The organism is Acidisoma cellulosilyticum, assembly GCF_020621385.1.
Lineage (GTDB): Bacteria > Pseudomonadota > Alphaproteobacteria > Acetobacterales > Acetobacteraceae > Acidisoma > Acidisoma cellulosilyticum.
This window is the reverse complement of sequence record NZ_JAESVA010000001.1, coordinates 353,046-369,117: the sequence shown is the minus strand read 5'-3', so window position 1 is coordinate 369,117 and position 16,072 is coordinate 353,046. Positions and strand designations below refer to the sequence as shown.

The window sequence follows — 16,072 nt, the reverse complement described above, 5'->3', positions numbered from 1 at the left end:
GCGGCTTCGAGGGTTCACGCGTGGGTGGTCCTGAAGTCGAACGGCTGATCGGACTTCTGTCCCGTCTGCCGGGATTGGGTCCGCGCAGCGCGCGGCGGGCCGCGCTGAAGCTGTTGCAGCAGCCGGAGACGCGGATGCTGCCCTTGGCGCAGGCGCTGGTCGATGCCGGCCGCGCCGTTCGTATCTGCCAAACCTGCGGCAATCTGGATGCGCAGGACCCCTGCGCGATTTGCGGCGATCCGCATCGCGACCGATCACTGATCTGCGTCGTCGAAGGCGTCGGCGACCTCTGGGCGATCGAGCGCGCGGCGGCGCATCGCGGCCTGTACCACGTGCTCGGTGGCGTGCTGTCGCCGCTCGGTGGAGTCGGACCCGAGGATCTCAATATCCAGGCTCTGCTGGCGCGTCTGGCGGATGGCGCGGTGCAGGAGGTCATCCTGGCGCTGGGTGCGACCGTCGACGGTGCGGCGACCGCGCATTTTCTGGCCGACCGGCTGGGGCCAAGCGGGGTCATCGTCAGCCGCGTCGCGCAGGGCGTGCCCATCGGCGGCGCGCTGGAAGTGCTGGATGACGGGACGCTGTCGACCGCTTTGCGCGCGCGGCGCCCGGCATGATCGTCTGTCATCGGATCGAGGGGGAAACCCGCGTGGGACTGCGTTAAATGCGGCGCGAGCAAAATCCTTCGCTGTGTTAATGTGTTTTACAATGAATAGGTTGATCTGCTTTTCAGACCCAGCCAAAAGCTTGGCCAAGGCCTTCAGGGAGACGACAGATGAAGCGGCTTAACGTTATCCGGCTTGCGGTGCCTGTGGCAGCGATAGCCTTGCTCGCCGGTTGCGCGGCACCGACGCCGACAGGGCCGACCATTACCTCTGTCCCGCCCGCGGGCAAAAATCTGACGCTGTTCCAGAACGAGGATTACTCCTGCCGCAATTATGCGCAACAGGCGGTCGCCTATCCGGCGGCGACGCAGAGGACCCAGCAAAACGGCGTGGTCACGGCCGCGATCGGCACCGGCCTTGGTGCTGCCGCCGGCGCTCTGCTGGGTGCGGCCGCGGGCAATGCGGGTGCCGGTGCAGCGATCGGTGCCGGCGCGGGTCTGCTCGGCGGTTCGGCCGTCGGTGCCAGCCAGACGCAGCGTGCGGGGCAGGGCCTGCAGCAGATTTATAACAATGCCTATGCCCAGTGCATGACCTCCAAGGGCAACGGCATCGTGACCGGCTACGGCTACTAACCGGTAAAACGGCTTTAATGTGCGGAGGGAGTTCCCTCCGCGCAAAACGCCCCCATCTAAGTTGCAATGAGGCTGTGCCGACTGACAGGCATGGCGATGCAACCAGAAGAAGGGGCTGCACTATGAACCAGGACCATGTCGAAGGTGCCTTTTCCGAAGCGAAAGGTACCATAAAGGAAGGCATCGGCAGCTTTACGGGCGATGCCAAGACCGAAGCCGAGGGCAAGGTCGATCAGGTCGCGGGCCGCGCCCAGCAGGCCTGGGGCGATGCGCGCGACACCATTGATTCCGTGGCTGCCGACGCGGCCGAAACCCTCTCGGAAGCCACGAGCCAGGCCCACGGCAAATTTCGCGACACGGCTGAAACCGTGAAGGCGACGGCGAGCCAGGTCGGCAGCAAAGTTTATGAGGCGGGTTCGAGCGCCGGGCAGACCATTGCCAGCACGGTGAAGGAACAGCCGCTGCTCACCCTCATCGGTGTCGCGGCCATTGGCTATCTGGCCGGCTATCTATTGCACTCGCCGTCCAGCCCCTTCACGGCCGAGCCGGAGCCGCGCTACCGCCGCGCGATTCGCCGCTGGAGCTGAGACGAAGTCTGACTGTTAACTTGAGTCGCCCGCGGATTTAGTCCGCGGGCCTACCTGTTTGTGCGGGCAAGCAGCGGGCCGACGCAGCCATCAGGCCTCGGGCATTTCGCTTTCGGCAGGCAGGATGCTGGCGACTGCCTCGCTGAATATTGCCTCGTCCTTGTTGGCCTCCGCCACCGATCCGTCCGCCATCATCGGACGCCAGGCACCGCCGGACAGGATTTCGCAAGGCTGGAAGCGCGTCTTGTAGGCCATCTTGCGGCTCTCAGCGACCCAATAGCCCAAATAGACGAAGGGCAGGCCCATCGCTCTGGCTTGCTCGACCAGATTGAGGATGGTGAAGGTGCCGAGAGATTTGAACGCGCCGTCAGCCTCGTAGAAGCTGTAGACCGCCGAGAGGCCGTCGCCCAGCTTGTCCACCAGACAGCAGCCGACCAGGCGCTGGGCCGGATCCCGAAACTCCGTCAGGAAGGTCTCGATCGGCGTATCCTCGACCATCGCGCGATAATCGTAAAAGCTCATTGCTGCCATATCGCCGTCGCCATGGCGCGCGCGCTGATAGCGCTGAAACAGCTGGAACTGCTCGACGGTTGCAATGGCCGGCACTTCGCGGCCGGTCAGCGCGATATTGGTGCGCGCGATGCGGCGCAGCCCGCGATCAGGCTCGAACAATCCCACTGGAATGCGGATCGGCACGCACGCCTTGCAGCTTGGGCAGACCGGCGCATAGGCGATATTATGGCTGCGGCGAAAGCCGGCGCGCGAAAGACGGTCATGCAGCGCTTCCGAATCGGGACCGGTGAGTTCCGTGACCACCTTGCGTTCGGTGCGACCCGGCAGGTAGGGGCAGGGCAAAGGCGCGGTCGTGTAGAAGAAATTCGGTCGGCGGATCGTCCGGTAGTTCATCGCCGCTTTAAGCCTCCCGCCTCAGGCGCCACGCTTTTCCAAATCCCCAGCTAATGCGTCATCACCAGCGGCGCGGTGCAAGCGCCCCGGCCCGCACGACGACCAATCCTGAGATCATGTCATGGATCGTGCGGCGGCGATGGGTAAAAAATGCAACGCCGAGCCAAATCACCCCTGCCGCCAGCGTCAGATACAGCAGCGCCGTGAAGGCAATGCCTTGCAGCAGCGTCGGCCGCCCCAGATCGTCCGACCGGCGGATCTGCAGTCCGACCAGCATCTCGCCGGGCGTGGCCATGGCCGGGCTCGCGATGAAACAGGATTCGTAGATAAGCCCGACGATGAGGATGAGATGCGCCGGCCCATGCAGCAGCCCGAGGCTCATGACATGGAGGATCGCAAAACTGACGGACAAGCTTAGCGTCAGCAGACCGATGAGAAAGCCGTCGATCAGGAACGCCCCGACCCGACGGCTGGGCACGCCCCAGGTCAGGCTGTCATCGTCGATCGGCATGGCGTTGAACGTTGTCACGGATGTGACTTTGGCATGATCCTGATCTGCCGGGAAACAACATTCGGCTCCGGTCCGAGTTGCACGCGCCCGCCCGCGCGCCAGCGTTGCAGGAAATCGAAGGCATGCGGGTCCAGGATATCGCCGGACTGGCCCGGCGCGATCACGAACAGGCTGCGGTCGAGGTTCGAGATGTCATAGACGCCGCGCAGTTCGGGGCCGTGCAGGGCGGTGAATTGCTGGCGGCGCGGCAGAAAGCCCGGGGCCGCGACATCGACCGTGGTGGCATCGCCGGGGACCGAAATTTCGGTCCGGCCCAGGAAGCCCAGAACGGGCAGCCGGGTCAGCACGGGATGGGCGAAAAGCGCGGCATGGACCGCACCCCAGCGCCAGTCACTCGGGTCGCTGCCGTAGAAATGCTTGAGATCTGCGACCGCATGCTCCAGCGATTGTTTCAACAAAGGCTGGCAATCGCCCTGGCACCACAAGGCGACAGGGCCGTCCTTATCGGGCGCAGAACCAGCCGGGGCGGGCCGCAGCAGCGACTGGACGAAACTGTCCATCAGGACCGGTGCATCGTCAGGGTCCACCCCATTGGCCTTCAGCACGGCTTCGCCGAAATCATGGATCCAGGCATTGAAGACAAGCGGCTGCGGCAGATCGCGGGCCATGCTGCCGTCCCAGTGCTGCAACAGCGTGGCGGCCGGTGCCGCAGGATCGTTCGCGGGCAGCGATACGGCGGTCAGCGCCGGTATGAGCCGTCGCGCATAGACGCTCACCACATCCATCTGCATGCCGGCGAAACGCGCCAGGGTCTGCGGGCGCTGCGCGGCCAGCAGGTCGCGGATGCGCGCCCCGCGCCAATCGCCGTAGGTGTCGCGACCGAGATTGACGGGAAAGCCAGGGCGAACGGTCGGCTCATTGGCATTGACGAGCACGCCGGAGGGCGGGTTCACGCTTTGCGGCAAGGCATCGCCCGCAGCCCAGCCGGTCCAGTCATGGCGGCCGTCCGCGCCATCCACCGGCCAGGCGCCGTCGCCACTGCGGCGGATCGGCACGCGCCCGGTTGTGTAGAGGGCGATATTGCCGGCGGTATCGACCGTCATCAGGTTCTGCACGGGGCTGGTGATATGCGGTGCCGCCAGCCCGACATCGGAGACCCAGCGCGCGTGGTTGAGCATCATCAGCCCATCGGCGTCGGTATCATGCGGGGCGAGATTGCCCATCTCGACCGCCAGCACGGTATGGGCCTCGGGGCCATCCGCGATCACCGGCCCATGGCGGGTCGTTCGCACATCCATCACCACATCGGCCGCGCCGCGAACATGAATGACCTCGCGCCGATGACCGAAGGGCAGCGGCCCGTCGGGCGTTTCGTAATGCTGCCCGTCTGCCGTCACATGCTCGATGAAGATGTCCTGGGTATCGGCGCCGGTCGTCGTGAAGGTCCAGGCGACATGCTCGTTATGGCCGATCAGGACGAAGGGCAGGCCGGGCACGGTCGCGCCTGCCAGCATGCCTTCCGGCGTGTCGATCCGCGCCAGATACCAGATGCCGGGAAAGCCGAAGGCAAGATGCGGATCGCCCGCCAGTAGAGGCTGGCCGGTATCGGTATGCGCGCCGGAGACTGCCCATTCATTGGAGGCCTGGGCCGGTTGGGTGAAGGGTTGCGGGAAATGCCGGATGCGGCTGAGTGCGTTTTCCGCGAGCGCGGCCAGGGCCTTCGGGTAAGGCAGGCCGGCCTGCACCTCGTCGGCCGCCGGCACGTTGCCATGCGCGGCCGGCCAGAGCTGGTCAATCTTCGCCCGCGACATCTTTCCGGATAGAGCAAGCCGGGACAGTTCGGTGCCCCAATTGCCCGAGAGCCAAAGCCCCATGGTCTTGCCCCACAGCAGGCTGTCGACCACGGTCCAAGGCGCGGGCTTGCCGAGCAGCAGGTATTCGGGCGCGGTGAAACGGCCACGCTTCCGCAACCAGGCATTCACCCCATCCGCATAGGCCTGCAATTCGGCCAGAGCGGTGGGGGAGAGATCGTGCAGATCGGCCTCGGCACTCTCGCGGATGCCGAGCATGCGCATTTCGCGGTCATTCGGCAGCGCGGCAGAGCCGAGTAACGCTGCCAGATCGCCGGCCGCCGCGCGGCGCATCAGATCCATCTGAAAGAAGCGGTCGCGCGCGTGAATATAGCCGAGGGCGGCCGCGGCATCGGTATCGGACGACGCGCGGATGAAGGGAATGTCGTTGCTGTCGAAGGTGACGCCGACAGGGTCGGTCACGGCGGCCAGTTGCAGCGTATCGTCCTGCGGCGGCAGGATGCGCCAGATCAGGGCGGCCAGCACCACCACCAGCAGACCGAGGACAATGCCCACGCCCGCCAGCCGCCGCCGCCAACGCCGGGGCACCAGCCTGAAACGACGGGACTTGCCGGCCGTTTCGGCCTTGGGCGCGATTTGAGCGATGGTCTCGGTCCCCGTGATTGAAAGCAGCGGCGCGTCAGGTTCATGAGTGTCGCAGAAGATTCAAGTGCAGTCTGCATGACAGGGGTGGGAACATTCGTGACCCGACCGGACAAAGGAGGCTTCCGATGCAACCGAGCCAGAAGAGCGTGCGTTACCTTCTCGCCGACGGCTTTCATGACATGGCCTATACGGCCTGGGGAGAGCCTGATCGTACGCCGGTTGTCTGCGTGCATGGCCTGACCCGCCAGGGGCGGGATTTCGACCGCCTGGCGACGGCTTTGGCAGATGATTTCTATGTTATCTGCCCGGATCTGCCCGGCCGTGGCCTGTCGGACTGGCTGTCCGGTCCCGCCCTCTATCAGCCGCTGACCTATGTGACGGCCCTGGGCGCGCTGCTGGCCACCTTGCCGCCGGCGGTCCATTGGGTCGGCACCTCCCTGGGCGGCATCTGCGGCATGATCCTGGCGGCCCAAAGCAAGACGCCGCTGACCAAGCTGGTGCTCAACGACGTCGGGCCTTTCATTCCGGCCGCCGCCATCGCGCGCATCCGCGACTACATGCAGCCGGCGCCTGTCTTACCTGATCAGGCGGCATTGGAGACGCTGTTGCGTGTCGTCCACGCGTCCTTCGGCGTGCCGGACGACGCCGGCTGGGCGGAGATGGCGGAGTATTCGGGCCGCAGCCTGCCGGACGGCAATGTCACCCTTCATTACGATCCGGCGATCGCCGAGGCGTTCCGGGCGCAGGAGCCCGCAGACGTCGATCTGCGCATGTTCTGGGAAAAGATCGTGATCCCGACTTTCACGATCCGTGGTGCGTTGAGCGATCTTCTTCTGGAGGAGACGCTGCTGGAGATGGAGCAGGCGGGATCCCAGAGCCTGACCTTGCCCGACGTCGGCCACGCGCCGGCGCTGATGGATGGCAAAACCATCTCCGCGATACGGGGGTTCCTGGCAGAAAATTGACCCGATCCTCGTAAAGCGCACGCCTTCCTTCCCCCAGCGCATAGCCGGGGGGAGCGCATGACTCATAATTTCACTTGCGCCCGGGGGCCGTGGACCGCATAACCCGCCGCCTTGGCCCCAGGGGGCATGCTACGGTGGCATGTCCAACAGGCCGTCTACTGGTTGAGGGAGCATGCGCATGAACGCACTTGCCCGACTGGGGATGGTCTCGGATTTCCCGAGCGAGAACCAGATGTCTGCAACGGCCGCTCAGGCGGAAGAGCAGAAGGATTATTGGATCGAACGCGACGGGCAGCGGTTTGCCGGTATGCATCTGCTGGTCGATCTGTGGGGAGCGAGCAATCTCGCTGAACCCGATCATATCGACCGTGCGCTGCGCGAAGCCGCGACCGTTTCCGGTGCGACGATCCTGCATTCGCATTTTCACCACTTCTCGCCCAACGGCGGCGTGTCCGGCGTGCTGGTGCTGGCGGAGAGTCATATCTCCATCCACACCTGGCCTGAGAAGAACTTCGCCGCCATCGACATGTTCATGTGCGGTGACTGCGATCCGAATCTCGGCATTCCGGTGCTGGAAGCGGCCTTCTCGCCGTCGCGCATCGACCTTGATGAGCAGCGCCGCGGCAGCCGCGGCGAATAATTTCCTCTACCTCTCCCTACCGAAAACCAGGCCGTCTCGTTCGCTATGATCCCCATGGCGAGCGGGCCAGCGCCTATCGACCTGGAGCACCGGCATGGCAACTGACAGCTGGCTGAACGAAACGCTATATCCTGGCTGGGGGCAGCGTTTCCGCGTGACGCGCGAATTGGCGCGCGTGCAGAGCGATTTTCAGGACATCGTGGTCTTCGAAAGCGAAAGCCATGGCCGTGTCCTCGTGCTTGACGGCGCCATTCAGATCACCGAAGGCGACGAATTCGTCTATCAGGAAATGCTGACCCATGTGCCGCTGCTGGCCCATGGCAATGCGAAGCGTGTGCTCATCATCGGTGCCGGTGACGGCGGCGTGCTGCGCCGCGTGCTGGAACACAGCACGGTCGAGAAGGCGGTGATGTGCGAGATCGACGGCGAAGTCGTGCGCCTGTCGAAGGAATTTCTGCCCTCGATCGCCGGGGACGCCTGGACCAATCCGCGTGGCGAAGTCATCATCGGTGACGGCATCGACTATGTGCGCCGCGCGCCGGATGCGAGTTTCGATGTCATCATCGTCGATTCGACCGATCCAATCGGCGTCGGCGAGGTTCTGTTCACCGATGAATTCTATGAGAACAGCGCCCGTATCCTGACGGACGGCGGTCTTATCGTGAACCAATGCGGCGTGCCCTTCATGCAGGCGGATGAGCTGCGTGAAACCAGCCTCCGCCGTCGCCAATTCTTCCCGCATGTCGGCGCCTATGTTGCCGCTGTGCCGACCTATGTCGGCGGCTTCATGACGCTGGGCTGGGCCGCCAAGCAGCCGGGCATCGCGGATGTGGACGTCGCAACCATCCGCGCGCGCGCCGAAACGGCGGGCATTCTGGGCCACACCCGTTATTGGACGCCGGAAGTGCATTACTCTGCCTTCCAGCTGCCGCCCTATATCGCCGAGCATCTGCCCGTCTGATGAGGGCGAGGTAGTCAGCGATGAACGCGACGACCTATCTTTTGATCGCGGCCGGTGGCGCTGTGGGCAGCGTCGGCCGTGCCTGGGTCGGCACACAGGTCGCGCGCATGCTCGGCATGGGTTTTCCCTGGGGCACGATGATCATTAACGTCGTGGGTTCGGCGATCATCGGCATTGTCGCGGCAACTGCGCTCGCCTCAAGCCGGTCGGTCGGCGGACCGGAAGTCCGCATCTTCCTGATGGTGGGTTTCTGCGGCGGCTTCACGACGTTTTCGTCCTTCAGCCTGCAGACCTTCGAATTGCTGCGGGAAGGGCGCATGGCCGCCGCCTTCGCGAATATCGTGCTTTCGGTCGGGATTTGCCTGATCGCGTCGGCCGCCGGCTATCTCGGCACAGCATCGCTGCTGTCACGATAGGCGTCTTACGGCGTCGTCGGCTTCCGTGAGGCGTGCCGAACACGAAGGATGACAACCTCATCACTCTGCACGCGGTAACGCAGGATATAGGGATGCGTCACCACAATCTCCCGTAACGCAGTGCCTGTTACGGGCCTTCCGCGATGGGGGAAATGGCTGAGGGTCTCGCCCGTTCTCAGCAGACCTTCGGCCAGGTGCTGTGCAGCGTATGGATTGAATTCAATAAGATAGTCATAAGCGCGGCTGACACCGCGAAGCGCTGCGTCAGTCCAAATAACACGCATGCCTCAGCGTGTTGGCGGCGGAGTCTTTCGGCCTTGAGCCAGATCCTTCAGCCAAATGCGGACCTTGTCGTGCGGTACGGTTTGGCCGGCAGCCACCTCCGCCTCTGCCTCCGCATCGAGCCGAGCCTCAACTGCCGCATCGGCTTCGAGGTCAAAGACCGATTGTGGGTTCGGATCTGCCATCTCAAATCCTCAATGACCGATGAGAGCTTAGCACAAAATCGACAAATGCGCCGGGCATTACACTTGCCGCAGCAGCGCGCCCGCGAGGTAAAGGGAGCCGCAGACCAGCACGCGGGCTGGTCCCGCCGGCGCTTCTGTTGCCAGTTTGCGTAAGGCGTCCGCTACCGTGCCGCCGTGTCGCGCGACGCCGCCCGAGGCCGCAATCACATCCTCGACCGGCAGCGCCAGATGCTGGCCGGGTTCGGCCACCGCCCAGACGGAGGCCGCGAAGGGCAGCATCGGCTTCAGGAATTCCGCGGCGTCCTTGCCCTGCTTCATACCGATGACGAGATGCAGCGGGCGATCCGCCCATCCGGGCAAATGCTGGGCCAGGGCGACGCCCGCACCAGGATTATGGGCGCCGTCCAGCCAAAGCTCCCAGCCGCCTGGCAGCAAGGACAGCAAAGCTCCACCCAGCTTCTGCATGCGCCCGGCCCATTCGGCATGGGCCAGACCGGTCGCAAAAGCCCGGTCCGGGATCATCAGACCAGAGGCGCGGAGGGCCGCGACCGCAATGCCGGCATTATCATATTGATGCGGCCCGACGAGCGACGGAAAGGGCAGGGACAGGCAACCATGGGAATCGGCAAAATCCAGCCCATCCGCTGTCGGCGTGATGCGCCAATCCCGGTCACGCATCGCCAAAGGGGCGCCGCGCTCAGCCGCAATCCGGGCAAAAACCTCCAGCACCTCGGGCCTCTGCGCGCCCGTCACCACGGGCACGCCCGGCTTGATGATCCCGGCCTTCTCGGCCGCGATGCCGGTCAGGCTGTCACCGAGGAAATCCCGATGGTCGATGGAGATGGAGGTAATGGCGCAGGCAGCCGGCCTGGCAATGACATTGGTCGCATCGCCGCGCCCGCCTAGCCCCACTTCCAGAATACAGAGATCGGCAGGATCCTCGGCAAACAGCACGAGGGCCGTCGCCGTGATGACCTCGAAGACGGTAATCGGCGCGCCACCATTCACCCGTTCGACAAGTTCGAGCGCGTCTGCCAGCCGGCGGTGCGACACGAGGCCGTTGCTCAGCCGGATACGCTCGTTGAAATCGATCAGATGCGGTGAGGTATAGACCTGAACCCTGAGTCCGGCAGCTTCCGCGACGGCGCGAGCGAAGGCGCAGGTACTGCCCTTGCCGTTGGTCCCGGCCACGTGCAGCACGGGTGCCAGTCTTTGATGCGGATTGCCGAGCTTGCCGAGCAGATCGAGCAACCGCCCCATATCAAGGTCGATGGCGCGCGAATACAGGCTCAGCAGCCGCTCCAGAATCCCGTCAACCCGCGGATCCTGGCTCCGTTCCCGCTCGCGAATGGCGAGGCCGGCCAAAGTCTCTGGCCCCTCAGGCCGCGAGTTCGGTGGAGGGGGACGGCGTCGGCTGCTCGACAATCACCGGCGGCAGCAGCAGGCTGGTGACACGGATCAGCGTATCGCGCAGGTCGTGGCGCCGGGCGATCATGTCGATGATGCCGTGATCGAAGAGGTATTCAGAGCGCTGGAATCCGTCCGGCAGCTTCTCGCGCACCGTTTGCTCGATGACACGCGCACCGGCGAAGCCGATCATGGCACCGGGTTCGGCGATCTGGATATCGCCCAGCATGGCGAAGCTGGCCGTCACGCCGCCTGTCGTCGGGTCAGCCAGCACGACGATATAGGGAAGGCCTGCTTCCTTCACCATCTGTGCGGCGATCGTCGTACGGGGCATCTGCATGAGGCTGATGGCACCTTCCATCATGCGGGCGCCGCCAGAGGCCGTGTAGATGATCATCGGCGCCTTCTGCAGCACCGCCAACTTGGCGGCGGCGACGATGCCTTCACCCACGGCGGCACCCATCGAGCCACCGAGGAAGCCGAACTCCATGGCCGCCACCACGGCCTTGCGGCCACCGAGCTGACCATGGCCGACGACGATCGCGTCATCCAGCTTGGTCTTGTCGCGGGCGTCCTTCAGCTTGTCCGTGTAGCGCTTCTGGTCGCGAAAGCGCAGCGGGTCCTGCGGCACGCGCGGCGTGTCGATTTGCGTGAACTGGCCGTCGTCGAAGGTCCAGGCCAGACGCTCGCGCGCCGTCGCCCGCATATGATGGCCGCAATGCGGGCAAACCTTCAGATTGGTTTCCAGGTCACGCTGGAAGATCATCTGCTGGCAGGCAGGGCACTGGTGCCAAAGATTATCCGGCACTTCCTTGCGGCCGAGCAGGGTGCGGATCTTGGGACGGACGAATTCGGTGAGCCAGCTCATTTGCGGTCTCTCAACTCCATAACGGTGAGGGGCTTGGATCAGGCCGCCACGCGGACGCCGCGCACGGCCTCCGCCAAGGCGCGGACCTGATCCAGCACAATCTCGACCGTGCCGGGAAGGGCTCGTCCGTCCTCATCGAGGTTGCGGGCGAGGGTATCGATCAAGGCGGAGGCGACGATGGCCGCATCCGCAATCTCAGTCGCATTGGCCGCCTGTTCGGGCGTGCGGATGCCGAAGCCGATGGCGATCGGCAGGTCGGTGAATTTCCGCACGCGGGGAATGGCGGCGGATAGATCGGCGCTGCTTGCCGTGCGCGTGCCGGTGATCCCGGCGATGCTGACGTAATAGACGAAGCCGGAACTGCCTTCGAGCACATAGGGCAGGCGCGCTTCGTCGGTCGTAGGGGCGACAAGGCGGATGATGTCGATGCCCTGCGCCGCCGCATGCGGCGCGAGAAGATCGGCTTCTTCAGGCGGCAGATCGACCGCGATCAGCCCGTCCACGCCGGCCGCTGCCGCATCCTGGCAGAAAACCTCGGGACCATAGGCGACGATCGGGTTCAGATAGCCCATGAGGATAATCGGCGTGCGGTCGTCCGTCTCACGGAAGCGGCGAACCATGGTGAGCGTGCCCTTGAGCGTCGCCCCTGCCTTCAACCCGCGCTGTCCGGCGAGCTGAATGATTGGGCCGTCCGCCATCGGGTCGGTGAAAGGCATGCCGATTTCGATGAGATCGGCGCCGGCCGCCGGCATCCCGGCCAGGATCGCCTGGCTGGTCTCCAGATCAGGGTCGAAAGCTTCCAGGAAAGGGATAAGCGCGCCGCGCCCTTCCTTCTTCAGGTTCGCGAAACGTGCGGCAATCCGGCTCACAGAGTGACCCCCGTATGGTCGGCGACCGTGAAGATGTCCTTGTCGCCGCGGCCGCTGAGATTGACGAGGATGATCTTGTCGCGGTCCAGGGTGGGCGCCAGCTTGGTGACATGGGCCAGCGCATGCGCGCTTTCCAGGGCCGGGATAATGCCTTCGACGCGGCAGAGCAGCTGGAAGGCTTCCAGCGCCTCGTCATCGTCAATCGGCACGTATTCCACGCGGCCGTTCTCGAACAGCCAGGAATGTTCTGGCCCGAGGCCCGGATAGTCCAGGCCGGCGCTGATGGAATGCGCTTCCTGAATCTGGCCGTCGTCGTTCTGCAGCAGATAGGTCAGATTGCCGTGCAGCACGCCCGGCTTGCCGCGCGCCAGACTTGCGGCGGTCTTGTCGGTATCGATGCCATGGCCGCCGGCTTCGACGCCGATCAGGCGCACGGGCTCGTCCAGGAAGGGATGGAACAGGCCGATGGCGTTGGATCCACCACCCACACAGGCGATGGCGACATCCGGCAGACGACCTTCGGCCTCCATCAGCTGGGCGCGGGCCTCATTGCCGATGACGCATTGGAAGTCCCGCACCATAGCGGGAAAGGGATGTGGGCCGGCGGCCGTGCCGATGAGGTAATAGGTATCGTCGACATTGGCGACCCAGTCGCGCAGCGCCTCGTTCATCGCGTCCTTCAGTGTGCCGGCGCCGGCCGAAACCGGACGAACCTCAGCGCCGAGCAGCTTCATGCGAAAGACATTGGGCTTCTGCCGCTCGACATCGGTGGCGCCCATATAAATCACGCAGGGCAGGCCAAACAGCGCGCAGACGGTGGCCGTCGCGACGCCATGCTGGCCGGCGCCGGTCTCAGCGATGATGCGGGTCTTGCCCATGCGGCGGGCGAGCAAAATCTGGCCCATGCAGGAATTGATCTTGTGCGCGCCCGTATGGTTCAGGTCCTCGCGCTTCAGATAGATCTTCGCACCGCCCAGATGCTCGGTCAGGCGCTCGGCGTACCAAAGGGCACTGGGGCGGCCGACATAATTCTTCAGGTAGCCGTCAAGCTCGGCATGGAAGGCGGCGTCGTTTTTGATGGCGAGATAGGCGCTCTCGACCTCGCGGATGACGGGCATCAGCGTCTCGGCCACGAAGCGACCGCCGAACTTGCCGAAGCGTCCGCGATCATCCGGCAAATTGCGCAGGCTGTTCTGGCCGCCGGCTAGACCTGGAGAGAAATGCTGGTTCACGAGACCCCCTGACCGGTGCTCTCATACTCCGCGTCCGTGCTAGCCGAAAGGCCAGGAGCCGCGTTTCGTGACGCCGTGATGAAATTCCTGATGCGCGTCAAATCCTTGACGCCCGGACTGCTTTCGACGCCGGAGGAGACGTCGACGGCCATCGCACCGGAGGCCGCGATGGCCTCCGCGACATTCTCGGGCGTCAGCCCCCCGGCCAGCAGCCAGGGCAGAGCGGGCGTCCAACCGGCGAGGATGGACCAATCCAGCGCTGTCGCATTACCGCCCGGCCGATCCGCGCCCGGCGGCGGCTTGCTTTCGATCATCAACGCGTCCAGTCCCTGGCCCGCATCTTCAGCCGCCGGAAGCTCACCCCGCGACGAGACGCCGCGCGCCAGCCAAACCGGTCGGCCGAAACGCGCGCGAATAGCCTGTGCCAGCTCGGGCGTGCCATAGATCTGGAAGATATCCAGCGGCATCGTCTCCAGCACCGCGGCGATCTGATCCAGCTCGGGCTTCACGAAAAGACCGACGGCAGGCGGGCTTCCGGGTCGAACCGCGCGGATGGCAGCCGCCTGCGCGGGCGTGACGAAGCGCGGGGAGCGTGGGAAGAAAACGAAGCCCACGTAATCCGCACCGGCATCGACCGCCGTTTCATAGGCCGCGGCATCATTCATGCCGCAGATCTTCACACGCATGCTGCCTACCCCTGTTCGAGGTCAGCGGCGATGGCCGCCGCAGCTTGCGCGGGATCGGCGGCACCGGTGATCGGCCGGCCGATGACGAGCCAATCGGCGCCGGCACCGATCGCCTCGCGCGGGGTGAGCGTGCGGGCCTGGTCGCCGACGGCGGCACCCGCAGGCCGGATGCCGGGGACAACGAGCAGCGGCTCGGGCCCGATTTCGGCGCGCAGCATGGCGACTTCCAGCGGGCTGCAGACAAGCCCGTCAGCGCCGGATTTCAACGCCAGCTTGGCGAGGCGCAGCACCTGCTGAGACGGGTTGTCGGCGACACCCGTCTCCGCCAATGCCTCAGCCGACAGGCTGGTCAGAACGGTGACCGCCAGCAGTTTCGGACGCGCGCCGCCGGCTGTCTCAGCCGCATTGCGGGCGGCGGCGATCATCGCGGTACCACCGCCGGCATGAAGCGTCAGCATTGCGGCGCCCAGCGACAGCACGGCGGTGACACCGCCCGCGACGGTGTTCGGAATGTCATGCAGCTTGAGGTCTAGGAAGACGGGCTTTTCGGTGACCTGGCGTACGCCCGCCGCGCCATGGGCGAGGTAGAAGGCGAGCCCGAGCTTCAGCATGCCGACCTGCCCGTTGAGCTGCTGAGACCAGCGCATTGCGGTTGAGAGATCGGTCGTGTCGATCGCGGCGATAATGGGATTGGCGGGCTTAGTCATGGGCTTAGGCCTCAGGCGGGGGCAAAGGGCCGGTGACGGTCCCGGCCAATACAGGCATGCGGGCAGGCGGCATGGTGGCGATGATCGGCGGCTTTTGCCTCAGCTCCGCCTCGGCCAGCTGGGCCTGAAGGCGGCGGACCTGCGCCTCCGCCCGGCGGGCACGTCGGCCGAGGCCGATATGGTCCAGCCATACGATGGCGGCGCCCAGCAGGAAGGCGAGGGCCATGCCGATCAGAATCGCGACCGACAGTGGCACGGTTGCCGCGTAATTCGTCGGCCAGAAGCCGAGCGTCACCGCTTCGCGGTTCGACAGGCCGAAAACGATCAGAATGAGGACGAGGATGAGAGCAGGGATCAAGCGGAGCATGGCGGGAGTGTATGCGATCAGCGCGGAATGAGAAACTCCGCCCCAGTCAACGCTTCCGTCAGATTGCGGTGAGGTCCGGTAAATCGGTGCGACAGCTCAGTGGTGGCGGATCCACCATCGAGCACCAGCCAGTAATACGATCAATGCCAGCGGGGTGACCCAGGAGATTGTCTCAGCAGACATTCAATCGACCAATTTTTCTAAAATCGCCTGAGCGACGAGATGGGCGAATATACCGACGACACACCAGCATCCTACCACAAAAATCAGCGACCAGCTCACATGATAAGGAGGAGCATGCTCGGTAATCGCAACCCCTGGTACCACGAAAGCGGCCACGACCGCACTGACAGCGAGGGAATTGAAGAAACTGGCCGCGAGCTTCAGTTTCTCGTTGCGCGCGGTTTTGCCCAAAGGGCGCTTGAGCGCCACCAAGTGTGGCTATTCACCCTTGCCACCGGGAATGGGTCCGCGATTGACGCGGCTGCGCAGTTCCTTGCCGGCCTTGAAGAAGGGCACGACCTTCTCATCCACCGCGACTGCCTCGCCCGTGCGCGGGTTGCGGCCGGTGCGTGCCACGCGCTGCTTCACGGTGAAGGCGCCAAACCCGCGCAGCTCCACCCGTTCCCCGCGCGCCAGGGCGACGCTGATCTGGTCGAAAATGGTGCCGACGATCGTTTCCACATCCTTGGCGGTGAGGTGCTGATTGGCTTCAGCGAGTGCGGCGATCAGCTCAGACTTCGTCATGCGGCTGGCCTTCACCCTTTTCTCAGCGGAACGTCACGTCGCTAGT

Annotated in this window: 21 protein-coding genes; 7 read left to right on the top strand and 14 right to left on the bottom strand. The window is 64.7% G+C overall.

Annotation, left to right across the window (positions count from 1 at the left end):
- Positions 1 to 20 precede the first annotated feature (20 nt).
- The 3 genes from recR (at position 21) to ACELLULO517_RS01685 (ending at position 1,821) form a co-directional block, all read left to right on the top strand.
- Entirely contained in the window at positions 21 to 614 is a 594-nt protein-coding gene (gene recR, locus ACELLULO517_RS01695) for a recombination mediator RecR (protein WP_227305247.1), read from the top strand.
- A 158-nt stretch (positions 615 to 772) separates the two neighbouring features.
- A complete protein-coding gene (locus ACELLULO517_RS01690) occupies positions 773 to 1,234 on the top strand; it encodes a glycine zipper family protein (protein WP_227305244.1) in 462 nt (153 codons plus the stop codon).
- Between the two features lie 122 nt (positions 1,235 to 1,356).
- Positions 1,357 to 1,821, top strand: coding sequence for a CsbD family protein (locus ACELLULO517_RS01685; protein WP_227305241.1), 465 nt, complete (start codon positions 1,357 to 1,359; stop codon positions 1,819 to 1,821).
- Between the two features lie 90 nt (positions 1,822 to 1,911).
- Here the strand turns inward: ACELLULO517_RS01685 and ACELLULO517_RS01680 are convergent, their stop codons facing one another.
- The 3 genes from ACELLULO517_RS01680 to ACELLULO517_RS01670 form a co-directional block, all read right to left on the bottom strand.
- On the bottom strand, positions 1,912 to 2,727 hold the full coding sequence (locus tag ACELLULO517_RS01680; RefSeq protein WP_227305238.1) for an arginyltransferase: 816 nt from the start codon (positions 2,725 to 2,727) through the stop codon (positions 1,912 to 1,914).
- A gap of 61 nt (positions 2,728 to 2,788) precedes the next feature.
- On the bottom strand, positions 2,789 to 3,256 hold the full coding sequence (locus tag ACELLULO517_RS01675) for an RDD family protein (protein WP_227305235.1): 468 nt from the start codon (positions 3,254 to 3,256) through the stop codon (positions 2,789 to 2,791).
- Positions 3,253 to 5,604, bottom strand: coding sequence for a penicillin acylase family protein (locus ACELLULO517_RS01670; RefSeq protein ID WP_227305232.1), 2,352 nt, complete (start codon positions 5,602 to 5,604; stop codon positions 3,253 to 3,255). The genes ACELLULO517_RS01675 and ACELLULO517_RS01670 overlap by 4 nt, the downstream gene beginning before the upstream one ends.
- 215 nt (positions 5,605 to 5,819) lie before the next feature.
- On the opposite strand from ACELLULO517_RS01670, the gene ACELLULO517_RS01665 reads away from it, so the two are divergent.
- The 4 genes from ACELLULO517_RS01665 (at position 5,820) to crcB (ending at position 8,676) form a co-directional block, all read left to right on the top strand.
- Positions 5,820 to 6,659 carry an alpha/beta fold hydrolase gene (locus ACELLULO517_RS01665; protein WP_227305230.1) on the top strand — a complete coding sequence of 280 codons (840 nt, stop codon included), beginning with the start codon at positions 5,820 to 5,822 and terminating at the stop codon, positions 6,657 to 6,659.
- Positions 6,660 to 6,837: 178 nt separating this feature from the next.
- Positions 6,838 to 7,299 carry an adenosylmethionine decarboxylase gene (speD, locus tag ACELLULO517_RS01660; RefSeq protein ID WP_227305227.1) on the top strand — a complete coding sequence of 154 codons (462 nt, stop codon included), beginning with the start codon at positions 6,838 to 6,840 and terminating at the stop codon, positions 7,297 to 7,299.
- 94 nt (positions 7,300 to 7,393) lie between these two features.
- The gene (gene speE, locus ACELLULO517_RS01655) at positions 7,394 to 8,260 is read left to right on the top strand and encodes a polyamine aminopropyltransferase (protein WP_227305224.1); all 867 of its coding nucleotides are present in this window, start codon (positions 7,394 to 7,396) and stop codon (positions 8,258 to 8,260) included.
- Between the two features lie 20 nt (positions 8,261 to 8,280).
- Positions 8,281 to 8,676, top strand: a complete 396-nt coding sequence (gene crcB / locus ACELLULO517_RS01650; RefSeq protein ID WP_227305220.1) for a fluoride efflux transporter CrcB — start codon at positions 8,281 to 8,283, stop codon at positions 8,674 to 8,676.
- A gap of 5 nt (positions 8,677 to 8,681) precedes the next feature.
- Here the strand turns inward: crcB and ACELLULO517_RS29025 are convergent, their stop codons facing one another.
- From ACELLULO517_RS29025 to ihfB, 11 genes are all read right to left on the bottom strand, one after another.
- A complete protein-coding gene (locus ACELLULO517_RS29025; protein ID WP_227305217.1) occupies positions 8,682 to 8,960 on the bottom strand; it encodes a type II toxin-antitoxin system RelE/ParE family toxin in 279 nt (92 codons plus the stop codon).
- Between the two features lie 3 nt (positions 8,961 to 8,963).
- Complete coding sequence (locus tag ACELLULO517_RS01640) at positions 8,964 to 9,143, bottom strand: hypothetical protein (RefSeq protein ID WP_227305214.1); 180 nt, start codon at positions 9,141 to 9,143, stop codon at positions 8,964 to 8,966.
- A gap of 57 nt (positions 9,144 to 9,200) precedes the next feature.
- Positions 9,201 to 10,508 carry a bifunctional folylpolyglutamate synthase/dihydrofolate synthase gene (locus tag ACELLULO517_RS01635; protein WP_227305212.1) on the bottom strand — a complete coding sequence of 436 codons (1,308 nt, stop codon included), beginning with the start codon at positions 10,506 to 10,508 and terminating at the stop codon, positions 9,201 to 9,203.
- 13 nt (positions 10,509 to 10,521) lie between these two features.
- The gene (gene accD / locus ACELLULO517_RS01630) at positions 10,522 to 11,418 is read right to left on the bottom strand and encodes an acetyl-CoA carboxylase, carboxyltransferase subunit beta (protein WP_227305208.1); all 897 of its coding nucleotides are present in this window, start codon (positions 11,416 to 11,418) and stop codon (positions 10,522 to 10,524) included.
- Positions 11,419 to 11,456: 38 nt separating this feature from the next.
- Positions 11,457 to 12,287 carry a tryptophan synthase subunit alpha gene (trpA, locus tag ACELLULO517_RS01625; RefSeq protein WP_227305205.1) on the bottom strand — a complete coding sequence of 277 codons (831 nt, stop codon included), beginning with the start codon at positions 12,285 to 12,287 and terminating at the stop codon, positions 11,457 to 11,459.
- On the bottom strand, positions 12,284 to 13,519 hold the full coding sequence (gene trpB, locus ACELLULO517_RS01620; RefSeq protein ID WP_227305202.1) for a tryptophan synthase subunit beta: 1,236 nt from the start codon (positions 13,517 to 13,519) through the stop codon (positions 12,284 to 12,286). The genes trpA and trpB overlap by 4 nt, the downstream gene beginning before the upstream one ends.
- Entirely contained in the window at positions 13,516 to 14,205 is a 690-nt protein-coding gene (locus tag ACELLULO517_RS01615) for a phosphoribosylanthranilate isomerase (RefSeq protein WP_227305199.1), read from the bottom strand. Before ACELLULO517_RS01615 ends, trpB begins: the two co-directional genes overlap by 4 nt.
- 5 nt (positions 14,206 to 14,210) lie before the next feature.
- Positions 14,211 to 14,912, bottom strand: coding sequence for an orotidine-5'-phosphate decarboxylase (gene pyrF, locus ACELLULO517_RS01610; protein WP_227305196.1), 702 nt, complete (start codon positions 14,910 to 14,912; stop codon positions 14,211 to 14,213).
- A 4-nt stretch (positions 14,913 to 14,916) separates the two neighbouring features.
- Complete coding sequence (locus tag ACELLULO517_RS01605) at positions 14,917 to 15,279, bottom strand: lipopolysaccharide assembly protein LapA domain-containing protein (RefSeq protein WP_227305193.1); 363 nt, start codon at positions 15,277 to 15,279, stop codon at positions 14,917 to 14,919.
- Between the two features lie 183 nt (positions 15,280 to 15,462).
- A complete protein-coding gene (locus ACELLULO517_RS01600) occupies positions 15,463 to 15,714 on the bottom strand; it encodes a hypothetical protein (protein ID WP_227305191.1) in 252 nt (83 codons plus the stop codon).
- Positions 15,715 to 15,720: 6 nt separating this feature from the next.
- The gene (gene ihfB / locus ACELLULO517_RS01595; RefSeq protein WP_227305188.1) at positions 15,721 to 16,026 is read right to left on the bottom strand and encodes an integration host factor subunit beta; all 306 of its coding nucleotides are present in this window, start codon (positions 16,024 to 16,026) and stop codon (positions 15,721 to 15,723) included.
- Between the last annotated feature and the right edge of the window lie 46 nt (positions 16,027 to 16,072).